This window comes from Jiella sonneratiae, assembly GCF_017353515.1.
In the GTDB taxonomy this organism is placed as follows: Bacteria; Pseudomonadota; Alphaproteobacteria; order Rhizobiales; family Rhizobiaceae; genus Jiella; species Jiella sonneratiae.
This window is the reverse complement of record NZ_JAFMPY010000010.1, coordinates 180761-199219: the sequence shown is the minus strand read 5'-3', so window position 1 is coordinate 199219 and position 18459 is coordinate 180761. Positions and strand designations below refer to the sequence as shown.

Sequence of the window (18459 nt, the reverse complement as noted above, 5' to 3'; positions counted from 1 at the left end):
CGGCTCGGGCGACGCGATGCAGCCGGCGTCGAGCGACGGCTCGATGAAAAAGTCGAACTGACGCTCACGTCCGACGCTGAGATCGCCGGGCCCGAGGCAGCCGCAAGGCCGCTTCTCGGGTCCGGCGGCGGCAATCCGGCCTTCCAGCTCGTCAACGCCCGCGACGAGACCGGCGCGATGATCCTCAGCCCCAACCGCGGCTTCGCCGAATGGGGCGATGTCTGCGGCGATCCTGTCATTGCCATGTGGAGTTGGATTCCAGTGGCACCGGCAGGCGAGCGCTTCCGAAAAGGCGGTGCAGAGCATGCTGGGACACGGCACGTCGACGATGACGAAGAGCTACCCCCACCTCGATGAGCGGGCGCTCCGGCATGCGATCGATTTGGCGGCGGGAAAGCCCGATCTGCCACAGTCGGAGCCACATGACCCACTGACTGGCCCGGAAGCCATGCCTCTCGACGACACGGATCCAATGATTTCAGAGGGTTCCATGGTGATCCCGGCGCGATTCGAACGCGCGACCCTCAGATTAGGAATCTGATGCTCTATCCTGCTGAGCTACGGGACCACTCGGGCGCGCACCATAGTGAAGTCCGGCAGCAAGGCCAAGCCTCCGGTCCGGGCTTTTTCGGCAGGTGCGGCGGAACCTTCCGGACAGGGAGCCGCGCGCGGCGGCCGGGCCGGCCTCACCCCGGCACCCACCCCGCAAGCCATCGGCCGGACGCAGCCTCAAAGCACCGCCGCCTCAGCGCACCGCCGGATCGTCCTGCGCGATCAGGATCGCCTCGCCCGCCCGCAGGCTGACGATGATCGGGCCGGCCGCCTCGTTCGACTGGGTGAGAATCGAGGTGAAGGGAAGATCGACGGCCTCGAGCGGCCATTTCGCGCCCTCGATGGTCAGGCCTTCGACGTTCGAAAATTTCAGGATCGAGAACTGGGTGCCCGGCAGAAGGTCGAAGCGGCGCGGCGCTCGATCGAGCGGATAGGCGGATTCGACCCCGTCGAGCAGCGAGACGCCGAGGCCCTCGCGGGCATAGCGCAGCGCCAGCACGAGATGGGCGAAGGCATGGTCGGAGCGCGGGCCGCCGAGGGCGCCGACCAAAGTGACCCGATCCGCGCCGAGCCCGATCGCCGCCTCGATGGCGAGTTCGCCGTCGGTCTTGTCCTTGTCGCGGGAAAAGGTCTCGCGCCTGACGCCGGCCAGCGCGATCGGTGGTTCCTGCGGGGTGGAATCGAAGTCGCCGACCCAGAGCTCCGGCGACAGGCCGAGCGGCCCCGCATGCCGCATGCCGTCGTCGGCGGCGATCGCCCGCGCGCCGGAAAGGGCGGCGCGAAGCCGCGGCGTCGGCAGCATGCGCCCGGCGAGGAGAATGACGAAATGCGACATCGAACAGCAACTCTCTTCTCCCGGCTCCGTTGCGGCGGCCCCCGACCGGCAGGCGCGCCGACTTTCGCCGGAAGCCGCCTCAATGCCCGATTTCGCGTGATTGACAAGCCCTGCGATCACGCGCATATCGGCGCCATGACCGTGCGCTCCGAACCCACGAAAACGTCGATTGGCTGACGCCCTCGCCCCGCTTGTCTCCCCCGGGGCGGAGGACGAGCGTGCTCGATCGATCTAAGAGGGGAGAGCGAGGGAAGGTCGAAATCCATGGGCTACAAGATCGCCGTCGCCGGGGCCACCGGCAATGTCGGCCGCGAGATGCTGTCGATCCTCGAGGAACGCGGCTTCCCGGCCGACGAGGTCGTGGCGCTCGCCTCCCGCCGCTCGGTCGGCCAGGAGGTCTCCTACGGCGACCGGACGCTGAAGGTGAAGACCCTCGACGGTTTCGACTTTTCCGACGTCGACATCTGCCTGATGTCTGCCGGCGGCAACGTCTCCAAGGAGTTCTCGCCGAAGATCGCCGCCCAGGGCTGCGTCGTCATCGACAATTCTTCGGCCTGGCGCTACGACCAGGACGTGCCGCTGATCGTGCCGGAGGTGAATGCCGACGCGATATCCGGCTTCACCCGCAAGAACATCATCGCCAATCCCAACTGCTCGACCGCCCAGCTCGTCGTCGCGCTGAAGCCGCTGCACGACCACGCCCGGATCCGGCGCATCGTCGTTTCCACCTACCAGTCGGTCTCCGGCGCCGGCAAGGAAGGCATGGACGAGCTCTTCGAGCAGTCGCGGGCGGTCTTCGTCGCCGATCCGGTCGAGAAGAAGAAGTTCACCAAGCGCATCGCCTTCAACGTCATCCCGCATATCGACGTCTTCATGGAGGACGGCACCACCAAGGAAGAATGGAAGGTGATGGCCGAGACCAAGAAGATGCTCGACCCGAAGATCAAGGTGACCTGCACGGCGGTGCGCGTGCCGGTGTTCATCGGCCATTCGGAAGCCGTCAACATCGAGTTCGAGAATCCGATCAGCGCCGAGGAGGCCCGCGAGATCCTGCGCGAGGCGCCGGGCTGCCTCGTCGTCGACAAGCGCGAGGACGGCGGCTACGTCACGCCTTACGAATCCGCCGGCGAGGACGCGACCTACATCTCCCGCATCCGCGAGGACATCACCGTCGAGAACGGCCTCAACATCTGGGTCGTCGCGGACAATCTGCGCAAGGGCGCGGCGCTGAACGCCGTCCAGATCGCCGAGCTCTTGGTCAATCGCGGCCTCCTGAAGCAGAAGAAGGCCGCCTGATCCGGCGGCCCGATCCGGCGAACGGACCCGGCGGCGTCCCGGCCCGTTACGATGACGCGATGACGCCCGGCCGGGCCGGCCGGGCCGCTGCGAAAGAGCAGGCGAAAAGCAACCTGGGCGAGCCCGGGGCGGCGGTCAGGCGCCGAAGCGCGCCGACAGAGCCGCGGCGAGGCGCGCGTCGTCCGCCTCGCGCTGCCGCGCCTCGGAGACCGCGAGGCAGGCCTCGGATTTCAGGATCACCCCGTCCGACAGCACCTTCAGCCGGTTCGCCGTCAGCGTCGAGCCGGTCGAGGTGATGTCGACGATGATGTCGGCGGAACCCGCCGCCGGCGCGCCCTCGGTGGCGCCGAGGCTCTCGACGATCCGGTAGCTCTGGATGCCGTGGGTGCGCGAGAAGAAGCCCTGGGTCAGCCGCCAGTATTTCGTCGCGATGCGCAGGCGCCTTCCGTGCCGCGCGCGGAACGAGCCGGCGACGTCGCCGAGATCGTCCATCGAGGCGACGTCGACCCAGGCCTTCGGGACGGCGACCACCACGTCGGCATGGCCGAAGCCGAGCCTTGCGACGATCCCGGCCGCGACGTCGGCATCGGGGATCGTCTCGCGGATCAGGTCCTCCCCGGTGATGCCGAAGTCGATCGCCCCGTCGCGCAGCTCGCGGGCGATCTCCGAGGCGGAAAGCAGCAGGACCTCGAGGCCGTCGAAGCCTTCGACCTTCGTGCGGTAGGAGCGGGTCGCGCCGGCCGAGACGGCGATGCCGGCCTCCTTCAGGACGGCGAGGGACTTTTCCATCAGCCGCCCCTTGGAGGGAATGGCGAGGGTGATGGTCATGCGGCCTCCAGCGGGTAGAAGCGGCCAGGGTCAGTGCCGAGGCACCCCCCTCTGTCCTGCCGGACATCTCCCCCACAAGGGGGGAGATTGGCAACTCGGCGGCCGCGCATAGGCTGAAGAGGCATCGGCAGGTTCCGGCATTCGAAGAGCGGCGAGATCATTCGCGCGGGATCGATCTCCCCCCTTGTGGAAGAGATGTCCGCCCTTCGACAAAAGCTCAGGACGAAAGAGGGGGGCAAGCCGCAGCTCACGCCGGCTTCCCGGTCGAACGCGCCATCGCCTCGATCCGGTCGAGCCAGAGCGAGAAGCCGACCGCCGGGATCGGCGCCGGGGCGCCGAGGATGGTCATCAGCCGGTCGTAGCGGCCGCCGCCGGCGAGCGGCTCCTCGGCGCCCGTCTCGCGCACCTCGAAGACGAGGCCGGTGTAATAGTCGATCGGCCGGCCGAAGGCGGCGCGGTAGGTGATCCCCGCGAGATCGACATTCGCCGCCTCGAGCGCGAGGTTGCGGGTCATGAAGGCGGTCATCGCCCGGCCGAGATCGAGCCCGGCGGTGCCCGTCACCGCGGCGAGCCGGTCGCCGGCCTCGTCGAGCGGGCATTCGAGCGCGAGAAAATTCTGCAGAAGCTCCAGCGCGCCCTCGCCGAGCCGGGCTTCCGCCACCTGCACCTTCTCGATCAGCCGGTTGGCGATCTCGCCCGGTGAGCGGCCGGAATGCGGCGGCAGGCCCGCCTCCTCCATCAGGTCGCGCACCAGCCGGGTCAGCGCCCCCTCCTCGCGGTCGCGGGCGAGATCGACGAGTTGCGGCTCGATGCCCGAAAGAGCGTCTTCCGGCCCCTCGGCGAGCCGCGCCAGGGCGGCGCGAAGCTGGCCGTCATGGCCGAAGGTGCGGATCAGCCGCCGCTGCCAGCCTTCGGGCAGGCCGAGCGCCCTCAGCACCGCCTCGAACAGCCCCTGGTCGCCGAGAATGACGTCGAGGCCGGCGGGATCGACGCCGCAGGCCGCAAGGCTCGCCAGCGCGTCGGCGAGGCTGCGGGCGTCGGAGGTCGCGCGGTTCTCCTCGCCGAGATCCTCGATGCCGGCCTGGAAGAACTCCGCCGGCCCGCCCGCCCTTTGGCGAAAGACCAGGCCGCGATAGGAATAGCGCCGCGGCAGATCGGCGCCCTCGGCGATGTGGCGCATGCAGACCGGCACGGTGAAGTCGGGCCTGAGGCAGAGATTCTGCCCGCCCTCGCCGCGCGTCAGGAAGATGCGGCGGCGCAGCGCCTCGCCGGCGGTGTCGAGATAGGGCTCGGCCGGCAGGATGATCGGCACCTGCGAGGCCTTTGCCCCGCGCGCCGCAAACAGCGCGTCGAGCGCCTCGCCCATCGTCTCCCCTGCCCGGCCCATCGGGTCAGGCCCCGCCGCCGGACGGGCGGGCGAGGATGGCGCGGACCGCCGCGATCATCGCCTCGGGGTTCTCGGGCGTATAGTCGACCAGCTCCTGGCCGGCCCGCGCCTCGCGCCATTCGGCGTTTCCCTCGATCTGTGCCGAGAGCTCCTTGCCGAGCGCGAGATCCTTGACCTGCACCTTGCCGGCCGCCTTCTCGTCCGCACCTTGAATGATCACGCAAGGGGCGTTCCGCCGGTCGGCATATTGCAGCTGCTTGCCGAACTGCTTGGGGTTGCCCTGGAACACCTCGACCGGCACGGGGGCCCCGAGCGGCTCGCCGCTCTCGTCCTTCGGGTTCAACGCATTGCGCAGCTGCGTCGCCATGGCCTGGTAGTCGGCCATGCGGTCGCGATCCATGACGGTGACGACCACCGGCCCGATGCGCCGCTCGGTCTCCAGCCGGCCGAGATTCTTCAAGGCCGTCATCAGCCGCGAGACGCCGATGGAGAAGCCCGTCGCCGGCACCGGCTGGCTCATGAAGCGCGAGACGAGGCCGTCATAGCGCCCACCGCCGCCGACCGAGCCGAAGCGCACGACCTCGCCTTTTTCGTTGGTGACGTCGAAGAGGAGTTCGGCCTCGAAGACCGGGCCGGTGTAGTATTCGAGGCCGCGGACGACAGAGGGGTCGATCAGGATACGCTGAGTTCCGTAACCTGCTTCTTCGAACATACGCGCCATAGCGGCCAGCTCATTCAAACCTTCTTGCATTGAGGGATATTTCGAAAAATGGTGCCGATACAGGTCAACGGTCTTAGTATTCAAAATTTTCAAATAATAAATATTATCAGGAAAATGTGCTTCAAAATAAGAATTGTCGTCTACGGGAAGTGTTTCACCCACACTCTGATATCCAGCTGGGTGTAGTGTGAATAGGTAAAGCAAATCGGTGATTTGAGCGTCATCCAGATTTGCCTTCGCTCTTGCGGTATTTTCGGCTTCCGCCTGGGCTTTTTCCGACCAAGCGCGCATGAGCGGGACAAGCACGTCCGCCCCCTGCCCCATAGCGTGGATAAGTGTCTGTATTTTGCGTTTCCGGTCTTCTTCGCTGCCGGCCTCAACAAACTGTTGGACAAAGCCAATTTCGTCATCGGAAAGGCTCGCGCCGGCAGTGAAGTCACCGCTTTCGTCAGTCCTACCTTTTCCTAAAAGTTGACGGACACCCTCTACGCCTATTCGATCCAGCTTATCCATCGCCCGCAGCACCGTCAGCCGGCGCCCGGCATTCTCCTCGCCGCCGAGGCCGATCGCCTCCAAGACGCCGTCGAGCACCTTCCGGTTGTTCACCCGGATCACATATTGGCCACGCGGGATGCCGAGGCCCTCCATCGTGTCGGCCATCATCATCGCCATCTCGGCGTCGGCCGAAACGTTCGGCGCGCCGACGATGTCGGCGTCGAACTGCATGAACTGGCGAAACCGCCCCGGCCCCGGCTTCTCGTTGCGGAAGACATAACCTGCCCGGTACGAGCGATAGGGCTTCGGCAGGGTCTCGAAGTTCTCGGCCACATAGCGGGCGAGCGGCGCGGTGAGGTCGTAGCGCAGGCTCATCCACTGCTCGTCGTCGTCCTCGATGGAGAAGACGCCCTCGTTCGGCCGGTCGCTGTCGGGCAAAAACTTGCCGAGCGCATCGGTATATTCGAAGACCGGCGTCTCCACCGGCTCGAAGCCGTAGGTCTCGTAGACCCGGCGGATCTTCGCCAGCATCGCGTCCTGCGCCCTGAGCTCCGACGCGTCGCGGTCGACGAAGCCACGCGGCACCCGCGCCGTCACCCGTTTCGGCTTTTTCCCGGCCATTTCGTTTCACCAATGCGTCGCGGCCGGCGGCCGTTCGCAACCCAATTGTGCCGGCGCCTGCCCGTAAACTGTCCGGCTGCGGCTTAGCCCATCGGCCGGATGGGCTCAAGCGCGTCAAGCGGAAGGCGAATTGACCCAGCAGTTCCACGCGATAATCTGGCATCTGGCGGTCAGATCGACCTATATGTCCCGGGACCCGCTCCGAGGTGCAGGAATGACAAGCCTGACCATCACCAATCTCGACCACAAGACGACGAACCAGATCAGCCGAAGAGCGAACAAGCACGGCCGCTCGATGGAAGACGAAGCGCGGGTTCTGTTGCAACAAGCGCTCGAAATCGCCGAAGACAAGCAGTCGCAGGAGGCCATGGCCAATCGCGAGCGCGGCAACCTCGCCTCAAGAATTCGGGCCAGGTTCGAGCCGATCGGCGGCGTCGAACTTGAACTGCCTGCGCGTGAGCCAAGCCGCGAACCGCCGTCCTTCGATTGAATGATCATTCTCGATACGAATGTCATATCGGAAATGATGCGCGCACTCCCAGAGCAGCGGGTCATGGACTGGCAGGATCGGCAGGAGATCAACGCGGTGTTTCTCACGGCGATCAGTAAAGCCGAGCTGCAATATGGCATTGCCGTCATGCCGGTCGGACGGCGAAGGACGCTTCTGGCCGACAGTCTCCAAGCGACCCTGACGGAGGATTTCGGCGGCCGCATCCTGCCTTTCGACGGAGAAGCTGCCGAGGCCTATGCCGACATCCGGGCGAACAGACGAGCAATCGGGCGCCCCATCAAGGAGATGGATGCGCAGATCGCGGCCATCGCAGCCGTCCAGGGCGCAAAGATCGCGACGCGCAACGTCAAGGATTTCGACGACTGCGGCATCGCCATACTCAACCCGTGGCTTTCCTGACCTGACCGCCGTTAGGTCGGCTGTGGGTTATCAACCCACAGCCAGCTCCGGCACCGTCTGAAGGACCAGCGCCATATCCGCCCGGAACGCCTTCGTCTCGCGCGCCTTCGCCGCCTCGTCCGGCAGCCGCAACAGATAGGACGGGTGGACGGTGACGATGAGCTTCGTCTTCTCGTCGAGATCGATCAGCTTCGAGCGCGTCGCCTTGATGGTGACGCTCCTGCCTAGCACCGCCTGGGCCGCCGTCGCGCCGAGCGCCACGATCAGCTTCGGCTTCACCAGCCGGCGCTCCTGGTCGAGCCACCAGCGGCAGACGCTGATCTCGCTCGTATTCGGCTTGGCGTGGATGCGCCGCTTGCCGCGCGGCTCGAACTTGAAGTGCTTCACGGCATTGGTGACGTAGGCCTGTGACCGGTCGATGCCGGCCGCCGCCAGCGCCTGGTCGAAAACCTTGCCGGCCGGGCCGACGAAGGGCTCGCCGGCGATGTCCTCCTGGTCGCCTGGCTGCTCGCCGACGAAGATCACCGGCGCGTCCTCCGGCCCTTTGCCGAACACCGTCTGCGTCGCCGGCTCCCAGAGCTGGCAGGCCCGGCAGTGGGCCGCCTGCTCTTGCGCCTCGCCGATGGTGTCCGGCGCCTTGTTGGTGCCGAGGCCGGGGCCGAGCTCCGGCGTCTTCTCCATGCGGGGCAAAGTCACGGCGCGGCGCTCCCTGAGCTTTTCCGAATGCAAACTCGGCAGGCTCGGCCGGGTTTCCAGCATGCGGCGCGTCGCCGCCTCGGCGCCGGCGATCAGCGGTTTGACGAGAGCGGTCTCCGGCATGTTCGCCCAGTATTTCTTCGGCATCTCCGCGGTCATCGCCTTCACCTTCAGCCGCGCCGGATTGAAGATCGAGGCGTAATAGGTCAGCCACAGCGCCTCCATGTCGTCGTCCGCGGGCGCCATGTCGCGGGTCGCGCCGGGCAGAAAGGCGAGTTCCTCGCCGTTCCAGTGGGCGGTGCGCTCCGGCGTCAGGATCGTCCAGACCATGCCGGCGAAGCGCCGGACGAAGAACGGCGCGGTCAGTTCGACCGTGTGGTGGAAGGGCTCGAACCAGGCGACCGAGTGCCGGCCGAGTTCGGCGTCCTCGATCTCGCGGAAGCGCACGAAGGCCTTCATCTTGTGGCTGTCGCGGCAGACCGCCTTCTCCATCTCGGCGGCGCGCAGCACGTCCGGATCGGCGGCGATCTCGAGCAGCTTCTTCTCGCCCTGCAGCCGCCATAGCAGGCGATAGGCGAAGACGAAGCGATCCTCGTCGGCGTAGCAGACGAGCTTGCGGGCAAGGTCCGGAAAGGCCTTCGGCACGGTCGGCTGCGCGGCAGTCGCCGGCGCGGTCTCAGGCAGTTCCTCGGCAAAGAGGCCCGGCGTCTCCCCGCCGACGGTGAAGCTGATTTCCTCCGGCGGAATCCTCAGCGTCAGCGCCCGCCGCGCGGCATCCCGCCATCCGTCGAAATCGGCCGGGAAGGCGAGCGGGGCGTTGTACATGGAACGATGATCCGTGCTTTCGGCGGCCATTGAACGAGGTCCGCGCATGTAGTATTTTCCTGGATTAAGATCCCACAAGGGAGCGGTGCGATGAGAGTTCACGAACGACAGATCTCCGCCCGCGAGTTCAACCAGAACGCCTCTGCCGCCCGTAAGGCTGCAAACGACGCCCCGCTGGTGGTGACGGACCACGGGCGGCCGACCCATGTTCTCATGAGCTACGAGGAATACGAACGGCTGAAGAAAGAGCGGCGGTCGGTGCTGGATCTTTTCGCCGATCCTTCACCCGACGCAGACTTCGACTTCCAGCCGCAACGGGACAAGAGCCTGCCGCGAGAAGTCGATTTCGACTGATTCCTGATCGTGTATCTCTTCGATACGAATGTGATTTCGGCACTGCGCAATCCGGCGAAAATCGACGAGGGCGTCGCGGCGAGCTTGCAAGCGTTGCCACTCGAAACGGCTTATGTGTCGGCCATCACCCTGATGGAACTCGAAATCGGCGTTCTCGGCATGGAGCGGCGGGATCCACGCCAAGGCGCAAGTCTGCGAAGGTGGCTTCTCTCGTTTCGCGCCGAAATCAAAGCGGATCGCATCATTGCCGTTTCGGAAGGGATCGGCGTCACCTGTGCGGCCATCCAGGTTCCAAACCGACGACCCTTGGCTGACGCCCTGATCGCGGCGACGGCGCTCGTGCACGGACTGACGCTGGTGACACGCAACGTCAAAGATTTCAGAAAGATCGACGGCCTGCGCCTGCTCGATCCCTGGGCCTGAACGGATCGGCCGTCGTCACCGCCGATGCACCCGCTCGTGCAGCGCCCGGATCTCGTCCGTAAAGCCCTCCACCGGCCCGACGACCGCCACATGCGGCAGCATTTCCCGCAGCGTGACCGGCTTGTAGGGCAGGGGCGGCGCGCCGAATTCGGCCAGCCATTCGACCAGCTGCGGCGTCGACGTCGCGTAGACCGCCCGGCCGACGCCGCACCAGCCCTGCGCCGCCGCGCACATCGGGCAGTGCTCGCCCGAGGTGTAGATCGTCGCCTTCGCCCGTTCCTCCTTCGAGAGATTCAGCGCCGCCCAGCGCGCCAGGGCGAATTCCGGATGCGCCGTCGGATCGCCGGAGCCGGTGCGGTTGTGATCTTCCTTCAGCACCGTTCCGTCGCCTGAGACGAGCACCGAGCCGAAGGGCCGGTTGCCGGTCTCGACCGCCTCCCGGGCGAGTTCGACGCAGCGGCGGAGATGGCGAAGGTCAAATTCGAGGATGGCATCGTCATTCATTGCGTCACTTTCTGAACCGACGGCAAAGCTGTATCATGCCCTGCCGAGGAGATCGGGATGACGGCATGATCGTTTCGACGAAAGGCAAATTCGTCGAAGTTATCGCCTCCGGCAAGGCGCCAAAGGGATTTCCGGCCGAGCTCGTGGGGCGGACCGAACGCAAGCTGCGCGCGATCGACTACGCGGTTCATCTCGACGATCTTCGATCGCCACCCGGAAATCGCCTGGAAGCGCTCAAAGGGGACCGAAAGGCCCAGTACTCGATCCGGATCAACGATCAGTGGCGCATCTGCTTCCGCTGGACCGACGCCGGGGTGGAGGATGTCGAGATCGTCGATTACCATGCCGGGTGAAGGACGCACCGAAATGACCATCCGATTTGCCCGAGCCGTTCACCCCGGTGAATATCTGCGCGAAGAATACCTTCTGCCGCTGGCGATCAGTGCCGAAAGTCTGGCGAAGCGACTGAACCTTCCGCGAAGGCGAATTGAGCGCCTGATCCGTGAAGAAGCGGGCATCACCCCCGATACTGCGCTTCGCCTTGCCCGGGCTTTCGCCACGACGCCGCAGTTCTGGCTGAACTTTCAGAACGCCTACGATCTCGAAATCGCAGCGCGAAAGGTCGCGGACAGCCTCGCCCGGATCGAACCGATCATCGACACGAGCGAGGCAGCCTGACCGGTCAAAAAAGCTCCAGCTGCCGTGCCGCACGCTTCGCCTTCGGCAGGAAGCTGTCGCGCAGACCTTCGCGATCCGTCAGCCCGCCCGGCGACCAGTCGAGCGCCGATATGAAAGGACGCACCTTGTCGACGGACTGGCAGAGCCTTGCGACGTCGTCGAGACGCAGCGCGCGGTGGCGGCGGGTCGAGAGGATGCGCTTCACCGCCCGCGTACCGAGACCCGGGACGCGCAGGAGCAGTTCCCGCTCCGCGCGGTTGACGTCGACGGGAAACCGTTCGCGGTTCTTCAGCGCCCAGGCGAGCTTCGGATCGACGGCGAGGTCGAGCATGCCGCCCTCCCCGCCGGAAACGATCTCGGCCCGCTGAAAGCCGTAGAAGCGCATCAGCCAGTCGGCCTGATAGAGCCGGTGCTCGCGCATCAGCGGCGGCTTTGCAAGCGGCAGGCGGCTGGAGGAATCCGGGATCGGCGAAAAGGCCGAATAGTAGACGCGGCTGAGGCGATAGTTGCCGTAGAGATTTTCCGAACGGCCGAGAACGTCGTCGTCGGTGGAGGTGTCGGCGCCGACGATCATCTGCGTCGACTGGCCGGCGGCGGAGAACCGCGCCGGCCGCGTCCGGTCGCGCTTCTCGCCCTTGTGCTCCTCGATCTTCGCCCTCAGGTGCCCCATCGAGCGGCGGATGTCGCGGGCGTCCTTCTCCGGCGCGAGCGCCGAGAGCATCGCGTCGGTCGGCAGTTCGATGTTCACCGACAGGCGATCGGCGAAGAGCCCGGCCTCTTCGAGCAGCGCGGGCGCCGCGTCCGGGATCGTCTTCAGATGGATGTAGCCGGAGAAGTTTTCCTCGAGCCGCAGCTTCTTCGCGACCCGGACCATCTCCTCCATGGTGTAGTCGGAATTCCTGATGATGCCGGATGAGAGAAACAGCCCCTCGATGTAGTTGCGCCGATAGAAGTTCATGGTGAGCGCCACGACCTCCTCGACGCTGAATCGTGCCCGCTGCACGTTCGAGGACGAACGATTGATGCAGTAGGCGCAGTCGTAGATGCAGAAATTGGTGAGCAGGATCTTCAGGAGCGAGATGCAGCGCCCGTCCGGCGCATAGGCGTGACAGATGCCGGAGCCTTCCGTCGAGCCGATCCCCTTCGACTTGACCGAATTGCGGCCCGCCGCCCCGGAGGAGGCGCAGGAGGCGTCGTATTTCGCCGCGTCGGAGAGGACGGCGAGTTTCTGGCGGAGATCGAGCGTCGGCATCGGACGGACATACCGTTCATGCATTGTTCCGGCCAGACCGCGCGACGTTTTCAGGCCGCAACCAATTGTCGCAGCATCCTTCCCTTGCCGCCTCGCCCCCTGCCAGCGCCGCACCGCGCGACGCAACCAATTGTTCGTGAACGCGAATTGCCGCAGGGGCCGAACGAAAGCGGGCAAGCCGCGTTATATGGCCAAGGGGACATCCGGAGGGTTCCGGTGGCGCAGGCCGCCGCCGGCCGCCCCCGGGACCGATCATGATTTTGGAGACGACGATGCGAAAGATCATTTCCACCGCCCTTGCGGCCGTTCTGGCGCTGGGCACGCTCGGCGCCGGCGTTTCGACCGCCAGCGCGGATTCGAACGGCCGGCATTGGTACCGGAATGGCGGGCACTACGACGCGAATGGCTGGAGTGGCCACCGCCGGTGGCGCGGCGACAGGCACTACCGCTACCGCCATCACGACAACGGCGCCGCCGTGGGCGCGGGCATCGCAGGCCTCGCGATCGGGGCGATCGTCGGCGGCGCGCTTGCCGACCATGGCCACTATTATCGCCGCGCCGTGCCGGTCTACCGCGTCCATCCCGGGGCCCGGGGCCATGTCGCGCGGTGCGACGCGCATTATCGGAGCTACAATCCGCGGACGGACACCTTCGTCGGCTATGACGGCCGCCATCATCGCTGCCGGCTCTGACGACTGCTCGGAAAATCGAGAGGCCGGTTCGGGTCGAAGACAGGCGCCGCGGATTTCGATCCGCGGCGCTTTTTTCGTGGGCACCGCACCAGTTCGAGGCTGCGGGCGACAGGGACAGGAGGGCGAAGCGGTGCGAATTCGCGCGACGCCCGGCAACCGGCAAAGCCGTGGCGGCGTTTAGGAACGCTGTGCCTCGACGATGCCGCCAAACCGGCCGCAGCATAGCGAAGGGACGCTCAGGCGCCGCCGGGCGGGGACCAGATGCCCGATCGCGGTTGCACCATCATCGGAACACGACAATGCGACGCTTCATTTCCACGGCTCTCGCCACCTCACTCATCGCCGGTGCCGCGCTCGGCACGACGACCTTCGGCGCCAGCGCCGATTCCCGGCACAATGGCCCCTGGTATCGCCACGGCGGCTGGCACCAGGACTATCATCGCGGCGGCTGGAACCATCACGACGACGGCGCGGCAATCGCGGCGGGTATCGGCGGCCTTGCTCTGGGCGCGATCGTCGGAGGCGCCCTTGCCTCGCCGCGCTACGAAGAAGCCCCGCCCGCCTATTACTATCGCCCGGTCCCGGTCGAGCGCGTCTATCCCGTGCGCCGGTCCTACGAGGTCGCGCCGCGACCGGTCTATTACGGCGACCACGTCCAAGTCTGCCTGGAGCATTATCGCTCCTACGAACCGCGAAGCGACACTTTCCTCGGCTACGACGGCTACCGCCATCGCTGCAATCTGTGAGCCCCATGCTCCGGCCGTAACGGCAAACGCCGGCGGGCCGTCCCCAGTGCCATCGCTCGAAGCCGGGGAGAGCACGGTGACTGGCCTGATCTTCCCCGCAAGGGGCAAGATCGTAGCGTCGCCGGCGCTAGCCTTCGAGCGGTTGCCTCGGGGTCGTCCCGTCGGCGCTGTCTGACGATTGGTTCCGGCCGGATGCCGTCCCGGCGCCGGCGGGAGCGCTCGCCGGCCATCGGCCTCGCGACTCCCGCCTGTTTCGTCAGGCGCGGCCGGACCGCGACCGCGACTGCTCAGTGGCCTTGCGCCTTCTTCACCGCCCGCTTGGTGACGACCTTCACGAGATTGGCCCGGTAGGCCGAAGAGCCGTGGATGTCGGAGAGCATGTTGCCTTCCGGGACCGTCAGGCCGTCCACCGCCTCCGGCGCGAAATTGCCCGAAAGCGCCTGTTCGCCCTCGCTCCAGCGGAAGGCGCCGTCGGAGCCGGCTCCGGTGACGCCGACCTTGACGCCGCCGGCACGCTTGGCGACGAAGACGCCGCACATGGCATAGCGCGAGGCCGGGTTGCGGAACTTCTCGTAGGCGCAGGCATCCGGCGCCTCGAACGACACCGCGGTGACGATCTCGCCTTCCTCCAGCGCCGTCTCGAACAGGCCCTGGAAGAAGTCGTCGGCCGCGATCTCGCGCTTGTCGGTGTGGATGGTTCCGCCGAGGGCGAGCAGCGCCGCCGGATAGTCGGCGGCGGGGTCGAAATTCGCCACCGACCCGCCGATCGTTCCCATGTGCCTGACGGCGGGATCGCCGATCAGCCCGGCGAGGCTGGTGAAGCCCGGGCAGACCGCCTTGATCGCGTCGCTCTGGGCGATTTCGGCATGGGTCATGCCGCCGCCGATGCGGATCGCGCGGCCGTCGACGGTGATGCCCTTCAACTCGCCGACATGGCGCAGGTCGATCAGCATCTCGGGTGCGGCAAGCCGCTGCTTCATCGTCGGAAGCAGGGTCATGCCGCCGGAGAGATACTTCGCCTCCTCGCCTTTTTCGGCCGCGAGCCTGGCGGCCTCCTCGATGGACGTCGCACGGGTGTAGCTGGTTTCGTACATGGTGTGCCTCCTGGGCGATCCTCTGCGCGCCGGGCCGCTCCTGCCTCGTCGGCCACGCGGCGCGCGAATGGGTGACTGTCCTGCCGGAGCGACCGGCGAAGCCGGCCGGGCGCAGGCGCCGGCCGGCCTTCGGCCCGAAGGCCTATTCGACGGCGTTCAGCGCCTTCCAGACCTTTTCGGGGGTCGCCGGCATGGTGAGGTCGTTGTTGCCGATGGCGTCGGTGATGGCGTTGATCACCGCCGGCGGCGAGCCGATCGCCCCGGCCTCGCCGCAGCCCTTCATGCCGAGCGGATTGCCCGGGCAGAGGGTCTCCGTCGTCGAGACCTTGAACATCGGCAGGTCCCATGCCCGCGGCATCGCATAGTCCATGTAGGACGCCGTGATGAGCTGGCCGCTGTCGTCGTAATGGGTGCCTTCCAGAAGCGCCTGGCCGATCCCCTGGGCGATGCCGCCATGCACCTGGCCCTCGACGATCATCGGGTTGATCACCCGCCCGAAATCGTCGGCAGCGACGAACTGGACGACCTCGGTCGTCCCGGTCTCGGGATCGACCTCGACCTCGCAGATGTAGCAGCCGGCCGGGAAGGTGAAGTTGGTCGGGTCGTAGAACGCCCCTTCCTTCAGGCCCGGCTCCATCCCGTCGGGAAGGTTGTGGGCGGTATAGGCGCCGAGGCAGACCTCGTGCCAGCCGAGCTTCTTGTCGGTGCCGGCGACCTTCACCTCGCCGTTCTCGATGACGATGTCGCCCTCGTCGGCCTCGAGCACGTGGGCGGCGATCTTCTTGGCCTTCGCCTCGACCTTGTCGAGCGCCTTGACGATCGCCGACATGCCGACCGCGCCGGAGCGCGAGCCGTAGGTGCCCATGCCGAACTGCACCTTGTCGGTGTCGCCGTGGATCACCTGGACGTTGTCGACCGGCAGGCCGAAGCGCTCGGCGACCAGCTGCGAGAAGGTGGTCTCGTGGCCCTGGCCGTGGCTGTGGGAGCCGGTCAGGATCTCGATCGTGCCGACCGGATTGACCCGGACCTCGGCCGATTCCCAAAGGCCGACGCCGGCACCGAGCGAACCGACCGCCTTGGACGGCGCGATGCCGCAGGCCTCGATGTAGCAGCTCATGCCGAGGCCGCGCAGCTTGCCGCGCGACTTCGCCTCCGCCCGCCGGCCCTCGAATCCGGCGACGTCGGCAGCTTCCATGCCGGCATTGAGGCAGGCTTCGAAATCGCCGGCATCATAGGCCATGATCACCGGGGTCTGATGCGGGAAGGAGCGGATGAAGTTCTTGCGGCGCAGCTCCGCCGGCGAGATGCCGAGTTCGCGGGCCGCCGTCTCCATCGTCCGCTCGACGACGAAGGTCGCCTCCGGCCGGCCGGCGCCGCGATAGGCGTCCACCGGCACGGTGTTGGTGTAGACCGCCTTGACGTTGGCGTGGATCGCCGGGATGTCGTACTGGCCGGACAAGAGCGTCGCGTAGAGATAGGTCGGCACCGACGACGAGAACAGCGACATGTAGGCGCCGAGATTGGCCGTCGTCTCGACCTTGAGGCCGAGAATCTTGTTGTCGGCGTCGAGGGCGAGTTCGACCTCGGTCTCGTGGTCGCGGCCATGGGCGTCGGTGAGGAACGCCTCGGTGCGGTCGGACGTCCACTTCACCGGCACGCCGGTGCGCTTCGACGCCCAGAGGCAGACGATCTCTTCGGGATAGATGTAGATCTTCGATCCGAAGCCGCCGCCGACGTCCGGCGCGATGACCCTCAGCTTGTGTTCCGGCGCGACGTTGTAGAAGGCGCTCATCACCAGCCGCGCGACATGCGGGTTCTGCGAGGTCGTCCAGCAGGTGTAGTGGTCCTCGGCCATGTCGTAGTGACCGAGGGCGGCGCGCGGCTCCATCGGGTTCGGCACGAGGCGGTTGTTGTGGATGTGGATCTTCGTGACGTGGGCGGCCTTGGCGAAGGCGGCGTCCGTCGCCGAGCGGTCGCCGAGCTCCCAGTCGAAGATCAGGTTGCCGGGCGCCTCGGGATGAAGCTGCGGCGCGCCGTCCTTCAGCGCGTCGACCGCCTTGGTGACGACGGGAAGCTCCTCGTATTCCACCGCCAGCGCGTCGGCCGCGTCGCGGGCCTGCGCCCGGGTCTCGGCGACGACGACGGCGAGCGGCTGGCCGACATAGCGCACGACCTCGCTCGCCAGAGCCGGATAGGCGCCCATCTTCATCGGCGTGCCGTCCTTCGACGAGACCGCCCAGCCGCAGATCAGATTGCCGATGCCGTCGCCCTGCAGCTGCTTGCCGTCGAGGACGCCGATCACGCCGGGCATCGCCTCTGCCGCGCTCTTGTCGATGCCGGTGATCCTCGCATGCGCATGCGGCGAACGCACGAAGGCCGCATATTTCATGCCCGGCACGCTCATGTCGTCGACATAGCGGCCGCGCCCGGTGATGAAGCGGCGATCTTCCTTGCGCAAGACCTTTGCGCCGATGCCTTCAACGCCCATTCTCTAACCTCCCGAAAGTCCGATCGCGGCTCCCGCACGTCGACGTGCCCGGCGATCGCGTCCCTGATCGATACCCGCGCCCCGCCGCGGCGGCCGCGGCGCGACGATGCCTCACTCGGCGGCCATCGCCGGCGTCTGCGCGGCCCCCGCCGCCGACAGGATCGCCTTGACGATGTTGTGGTAGCCGGTGCAGCGGCAGATGTTGCCGTCGAGCTCCTCGCGCACCGTCTTCTCGTCGAGCGAGGAGCCGTGGCGGTTGATCATGTCGACCGCGGTCATGATCATGCCGGGGGTGCAGAAGCCGCACTGCAGGCCGTGATGCTCGCGGAACGCCGCCTGCACCGGGTGGAGTTCGACGCCGTTCGCGATGCCCTCGATGGTGGTGACCGAGGCGCCCGAGGCCTGGACGGCCAGCATGGTGCAGGATTTCACCGCCTTGCCGTCGACATGCACGACGCAGGCGCCGCATTGCGACGTGTCGCAGCCGACATGCGTGCCGGTCAGGCCGAGATTGTCGCGCAGGAACTGCACGAGCAGCGTCCGGTCCTCGACCGACCCCTTCATCTCGCGCCCGTTCACGGTCATGGAGACGTCCGTCATTCACTCCTCCCAAGCTCGCCGGCCATGCGGCCGGTCCCCGTCTTTCGTCGCCCCCTCTCCCCGAGATCCGCGGCAGATCGTCGAACCGGGCCGGGCGGGGTCGCTCCGGCGCGAGATTGCCTTTTTGCCGGGGCCGCATCAAGCGCTTTTGAGAATGGTTCCATGAACCGCGGCATCGTCACGCGGGACGCCCCGGGCGCGGCGGGCGGAGATCGGGCAGGCGCGAAGCGGACGCCGGGAACGGGATTCGCCTGTGGCAGGGCGACAACGCGCAAGCGAATAGGACGGCGTCCGCAGCGCCTGCGACAGTAAGTCCGACTTCCGATGCCGGCTGTTGTCGCACCGGCACAGCACGCGTTCAATCGACGCTTCCGCCCTGCCGCGCGAGCCGTTTGTCCGTCGGACGTAGTTGTTATTTCACGATTTCCCGGCATGCTTACGGACACCTGAAGGGGGGAGCAG

The 18459-nt window shown here is 66.7% G+C and carries 19 protein-coding genes, 1 tRNA gene and 1 pseudogene; 10 read left to right on the top strand and 11 right to left on the bottom strand.

Translation table 11 applies throughout. The features are described 5' to 3' along the window. Nucleotides 1-243, top strand: a pseudogene (locus J1C47_RS24010) (hypothetical protein); the annotation flags it as partial. Between the two features lie 248 nt (nucleotides 244-491). Here the strand turns inward: J1C47_RS24010 and J1C47_RS12155 are convergent. Both J1C47_RS12155 and J1C47_RS12150 read right to left on the bottom strand, forming a co-directional pair. Beyond that, nucleotides 492-568, bottom strand: a tRNA-Arg gene (locus J1C47_RS12155). A 177-nt stretch (nucleotides 569-745) separates the two neighbouring features. Then, complete coding sequence (locus J1C47_RS12150) at nucleotides 746-1387, bottom strand: thiamine diphosphokinase (RefSeq protein WP_207351021.1); 642 nt, start codon at nucleotides 1385-1387, stop codon at nucleotides 746-748. A gap of 264 nt (nucleotides 1388-1651) precedes the next feature. Between J1C47_RS12150 and J1C47_RS12145 the strand changes: the two genes are divergently transcribed. Then, nucleotides 1652-2683, top strand: coding sequence for an aspartate-semialdehyde dehydrogenase (locus J1C47_RS12145; RefSeq protein WP_207351020.1), 1032 nt, complete (start codon nucleotides 1652-1654; stop codon nucleotides 2681-2683). A gap of 135 nt (nucleotides 2684-2818) precedes the next feature. Here J1C47_RS12145 and hisG read toward each other — a convergent pair whose 3' ends face one another. The 3 genes from hisG to J1C47_RS23735 all read right to left on the bottom strand — a co-directional run bounded on the left by hisG (nucleotide 2819) and on the right by J1C47_RS23735 (nucleotide 6735). Further along, on the bottom strand, nucleotides 2819-3511 hold the full coding sequence (gene hisG / locus J1C47_RS12140) for an ATP phosphoribosyltransferase (protein WP_207351019.1): 693 nt from the start codon (nucleotides 3509-3511) through the stop codon (nucleotides 2819-2821). Nucleotides 3512-3758: 247 nt separating this feature from the next. After that, nucleotides 3759-4898: an ATP phosphoribosyltransferase regulatory subunit gene (locus J1C47_RS12135; protein WP_207351018.1), complete on the bottom strand. Its 1140-nt coding sequence runs from the start codon at nucleotides 4896-4898 to the stop codon at nucleotides 3759-3761. Nucleotides 4899-4902: 4 nt separating this feature from the next. Then, on the bottom strand, nucleotides 4903-6735 hold the full coding sequence (locus tag J1C47_RS23735) for a histidine--tRNA ligase (protein ID WP_245396513.1): 1833 nt from the start codon (nucleotides 6733-6735) through the stop codon (nucleotides 4903-4905). A 214-nt stretch (nucleotides 6736-6949) separates the two neighbouring features. Here J1C47_RS23735 and J1C47_RS12120 point away from each other — a divergent pair, with 214 nt between their 5' ends. Both J1C47_RS12120 and J1C47_RS12115 read left to right on the top strand, forming a co-directional pair. After that, nucleotides 6950-7225, top strand: coding sequence for a FitA-like ribbon-helix-helix domain-containing protein (locus J1C47_RS12120; RefSeq protein ID WP_207351017.1), 276 nt, complete (start codon nucleotides 6950-6952; stop codon nucleotides 7223-7225). After that, on the top strand, nucleotides 7226-7645 hold the full coding sequence (locus J1C47_RS12115) for a type II toxin-antitoxin system VapC family toxin (protein WP_207351016.1): 420 nt from the start codon (nucleotides 7226-7228) through the stop codon (nucleotides 7643-7645). 30 nt (nucleotides 7646-7675) lie between these two features. Here the strand turns inward: J1C47_RS12115 and J1C47_RS12110 are convergent, their stop codons facing one another. Further along, nucleotides 7676-9166 (bottom strand): UdgX family uracil-DNA binding protein, encoded by a 1491-nt coding sequence (locus J1C47_RS12110; RefSeq protein WP_207351015.1) that lies wholly within the window; start codon nucleotides 9164-9166, stop codon nucleotides 7676-7678. Nucleotides 9167-9256: 90 nt separating this feature from the next. Here J1C47_RS12110 and J1C47_RS12105 point away from each other — a divergent pair, with 90 nt between their 5' ends. Beyond that, nucleotides 9257-9520, top strand: a complete 264-nt coding sequence (locus J1C47_RS12105) for a type II toxin-antitoxin system Phd/YefM family antitoxin (RefSeq protein ID WP_207351014.1) — start codon at nucleotides 9257-9259, stop codon at nucleotides 9518-9520. A gap of 9 nt (nucleotides 9521-9529) precedes the next feature. Beyond that, nucleotides 9530-9943 carry a type II toxin-antitoxin system VapC family toxin gene (locus J1C47_RS12100; protein ID WP_342591973.1) on the top strand — a complete coding sequence of 138 codons (414 nt, stop codon included), beginning with the start codon at nucleotides 9530-9532 and terminating at the stop codon, nucleotides 9941-9943. Between the two features lie 15 nt (nucleotides 9944-9958). Here J1C47_RS12100 and J1C47_RS12095 read toward each other — a convergent pair whose 3' ends face one another. Further along, nucleotides 9959-10447 (bottom strand): nucleoside deaminase, encoded by a 489-nt coding sequence (locus tag J1C47_RS12095; protein WP_207351013.1) that lies wholly within the window; start codon nucleotides 10445-10447, stop codon nucleotides 9959-9961. Nucleotides 10448-10512: 65 nt separating this feature from the next. Here J1C47_RS12095 and J1C47_RS12090 point away from each other — a divergent pair, with 65 nt between their 5' ends. Next, nucleotides 10513-10800, top strand: a complete 288-nt coding sequence (locus J1C47_RS12090; RefSeq protein WP_207351012.1) for a type II toxin-antitoxin system RelE/ParE family toxin — start codon at nucleotides 10513-10515, stop codon at nucleotides 10798-10800. Between the two features lie 13 nt (nucleotides 10801-10813). Continuing rightward, nucleotides 10814-11125, top strand: a complete 312-nt coding sequence (locus tag J1C47_RS12085) for a HigA family addiction module antitoxin (protein WP_207351011.1) — start codon at nucleotides 10814-10816, stop codon at nucleotides 11123-11125. 4 nt (nucleotides 11126-11129) lie between these two features. Here the strand turns inward: J1C47_RS12085 and J1C47_RS12080 are convergent, their stop codons facing one another. Further along, nucleotides 11130-12377, bottom strand: a complete 1248-nt coding sequence (locus tag J1C47_RS12080; RefSeq protein ID WP_207351010.1) for a putative DNA modification/repair radical SAM protein — start codon at nucleotides 12375-12377, stop codon at nucleotides 11130-11132. A 272-nt stretch (nucleotides 12378-12649) separates the two neighbouring features. Here J1C47_RS12080 and J1C47_RS12075 point away from each other — a divergent pair, with 272 nt between their 5' ends. Both J1C47_RS12075 and J1C47_RS12070 read left to right on the top strand, forming a co-directional pair. Continuing rightward, nucleotides 12650-13069, top strand: a complete 420-nt coding sequence (locus tag J1C47_RS12075; protein ID WP_207351009.1) for a BA14K family protein — start codon at nucleotides 12650-12652, stop codon at nucleotides 13067-13069. 299 nt (nucleotides 13070-13368) lie between these two features. After that, on the top strand, nucleotides 13369-13815 hold the full coding sequence (locus J1C47_RS12070; protein WP_207351008.1) for a BA14K family protein: 447 nt from the start codon (nucleotides 13369-13371) through the stop codon (nucleotides 13813-13815). Between the two features lie 287 nt (nucleotides 13816-14102). Here the strand turns inward: J1C47_RS12070 and J1C47_RS12065 are convergent, their stop codons facing one another. The 3 genes from J1C47_RS12065 to J1C47_RS12055 all read right to left on the bottom strand — a co-directional run bounded on the left by J1C47_RS12065 (nucleotide 14103) and on the right by J1C47_RS12055 (nucleotide 17997). Next, nucleotides 14103-14909, bottom strand: coding sequence for an FAD binding domain-containing protein (locus J1C47_RS12065; RefSeq protein WP_207351007.1), 807 nt, complete (start codon nucleotides 14907-14909; stop codon nucleotides 14103-14105). Between the two features lie 142 nt (nucleotides 14910-15051). Continuing rightward, nucleotides 15052-17397: a xanthine dehydrogenase family protein molybdopterin-binding subunit gene (locus J1C47_RS12060; RefSeq protein ID WP_207351006.1), complete on the bottom strand. Its 2346-nt coding sequence runs from the start codon at nucleotides 17395-17397 to the stop codon at nucleotides 15052-15054. A gap of 111 nt (nucleotides 17398-17508) precedes the next feature. Further along, a complete protein-coding gene (locus J1C47_RS12055; RefSeq protein WP_207351005.1) occupies nucleotides 17509-17997 on the bottom strand; it encodes a (2Fe-2S)-binding protein in 489 nt (162 codons plus the stop codon). Nucleotides 17998-18459 lie beyond the last annotated feature (462 nt).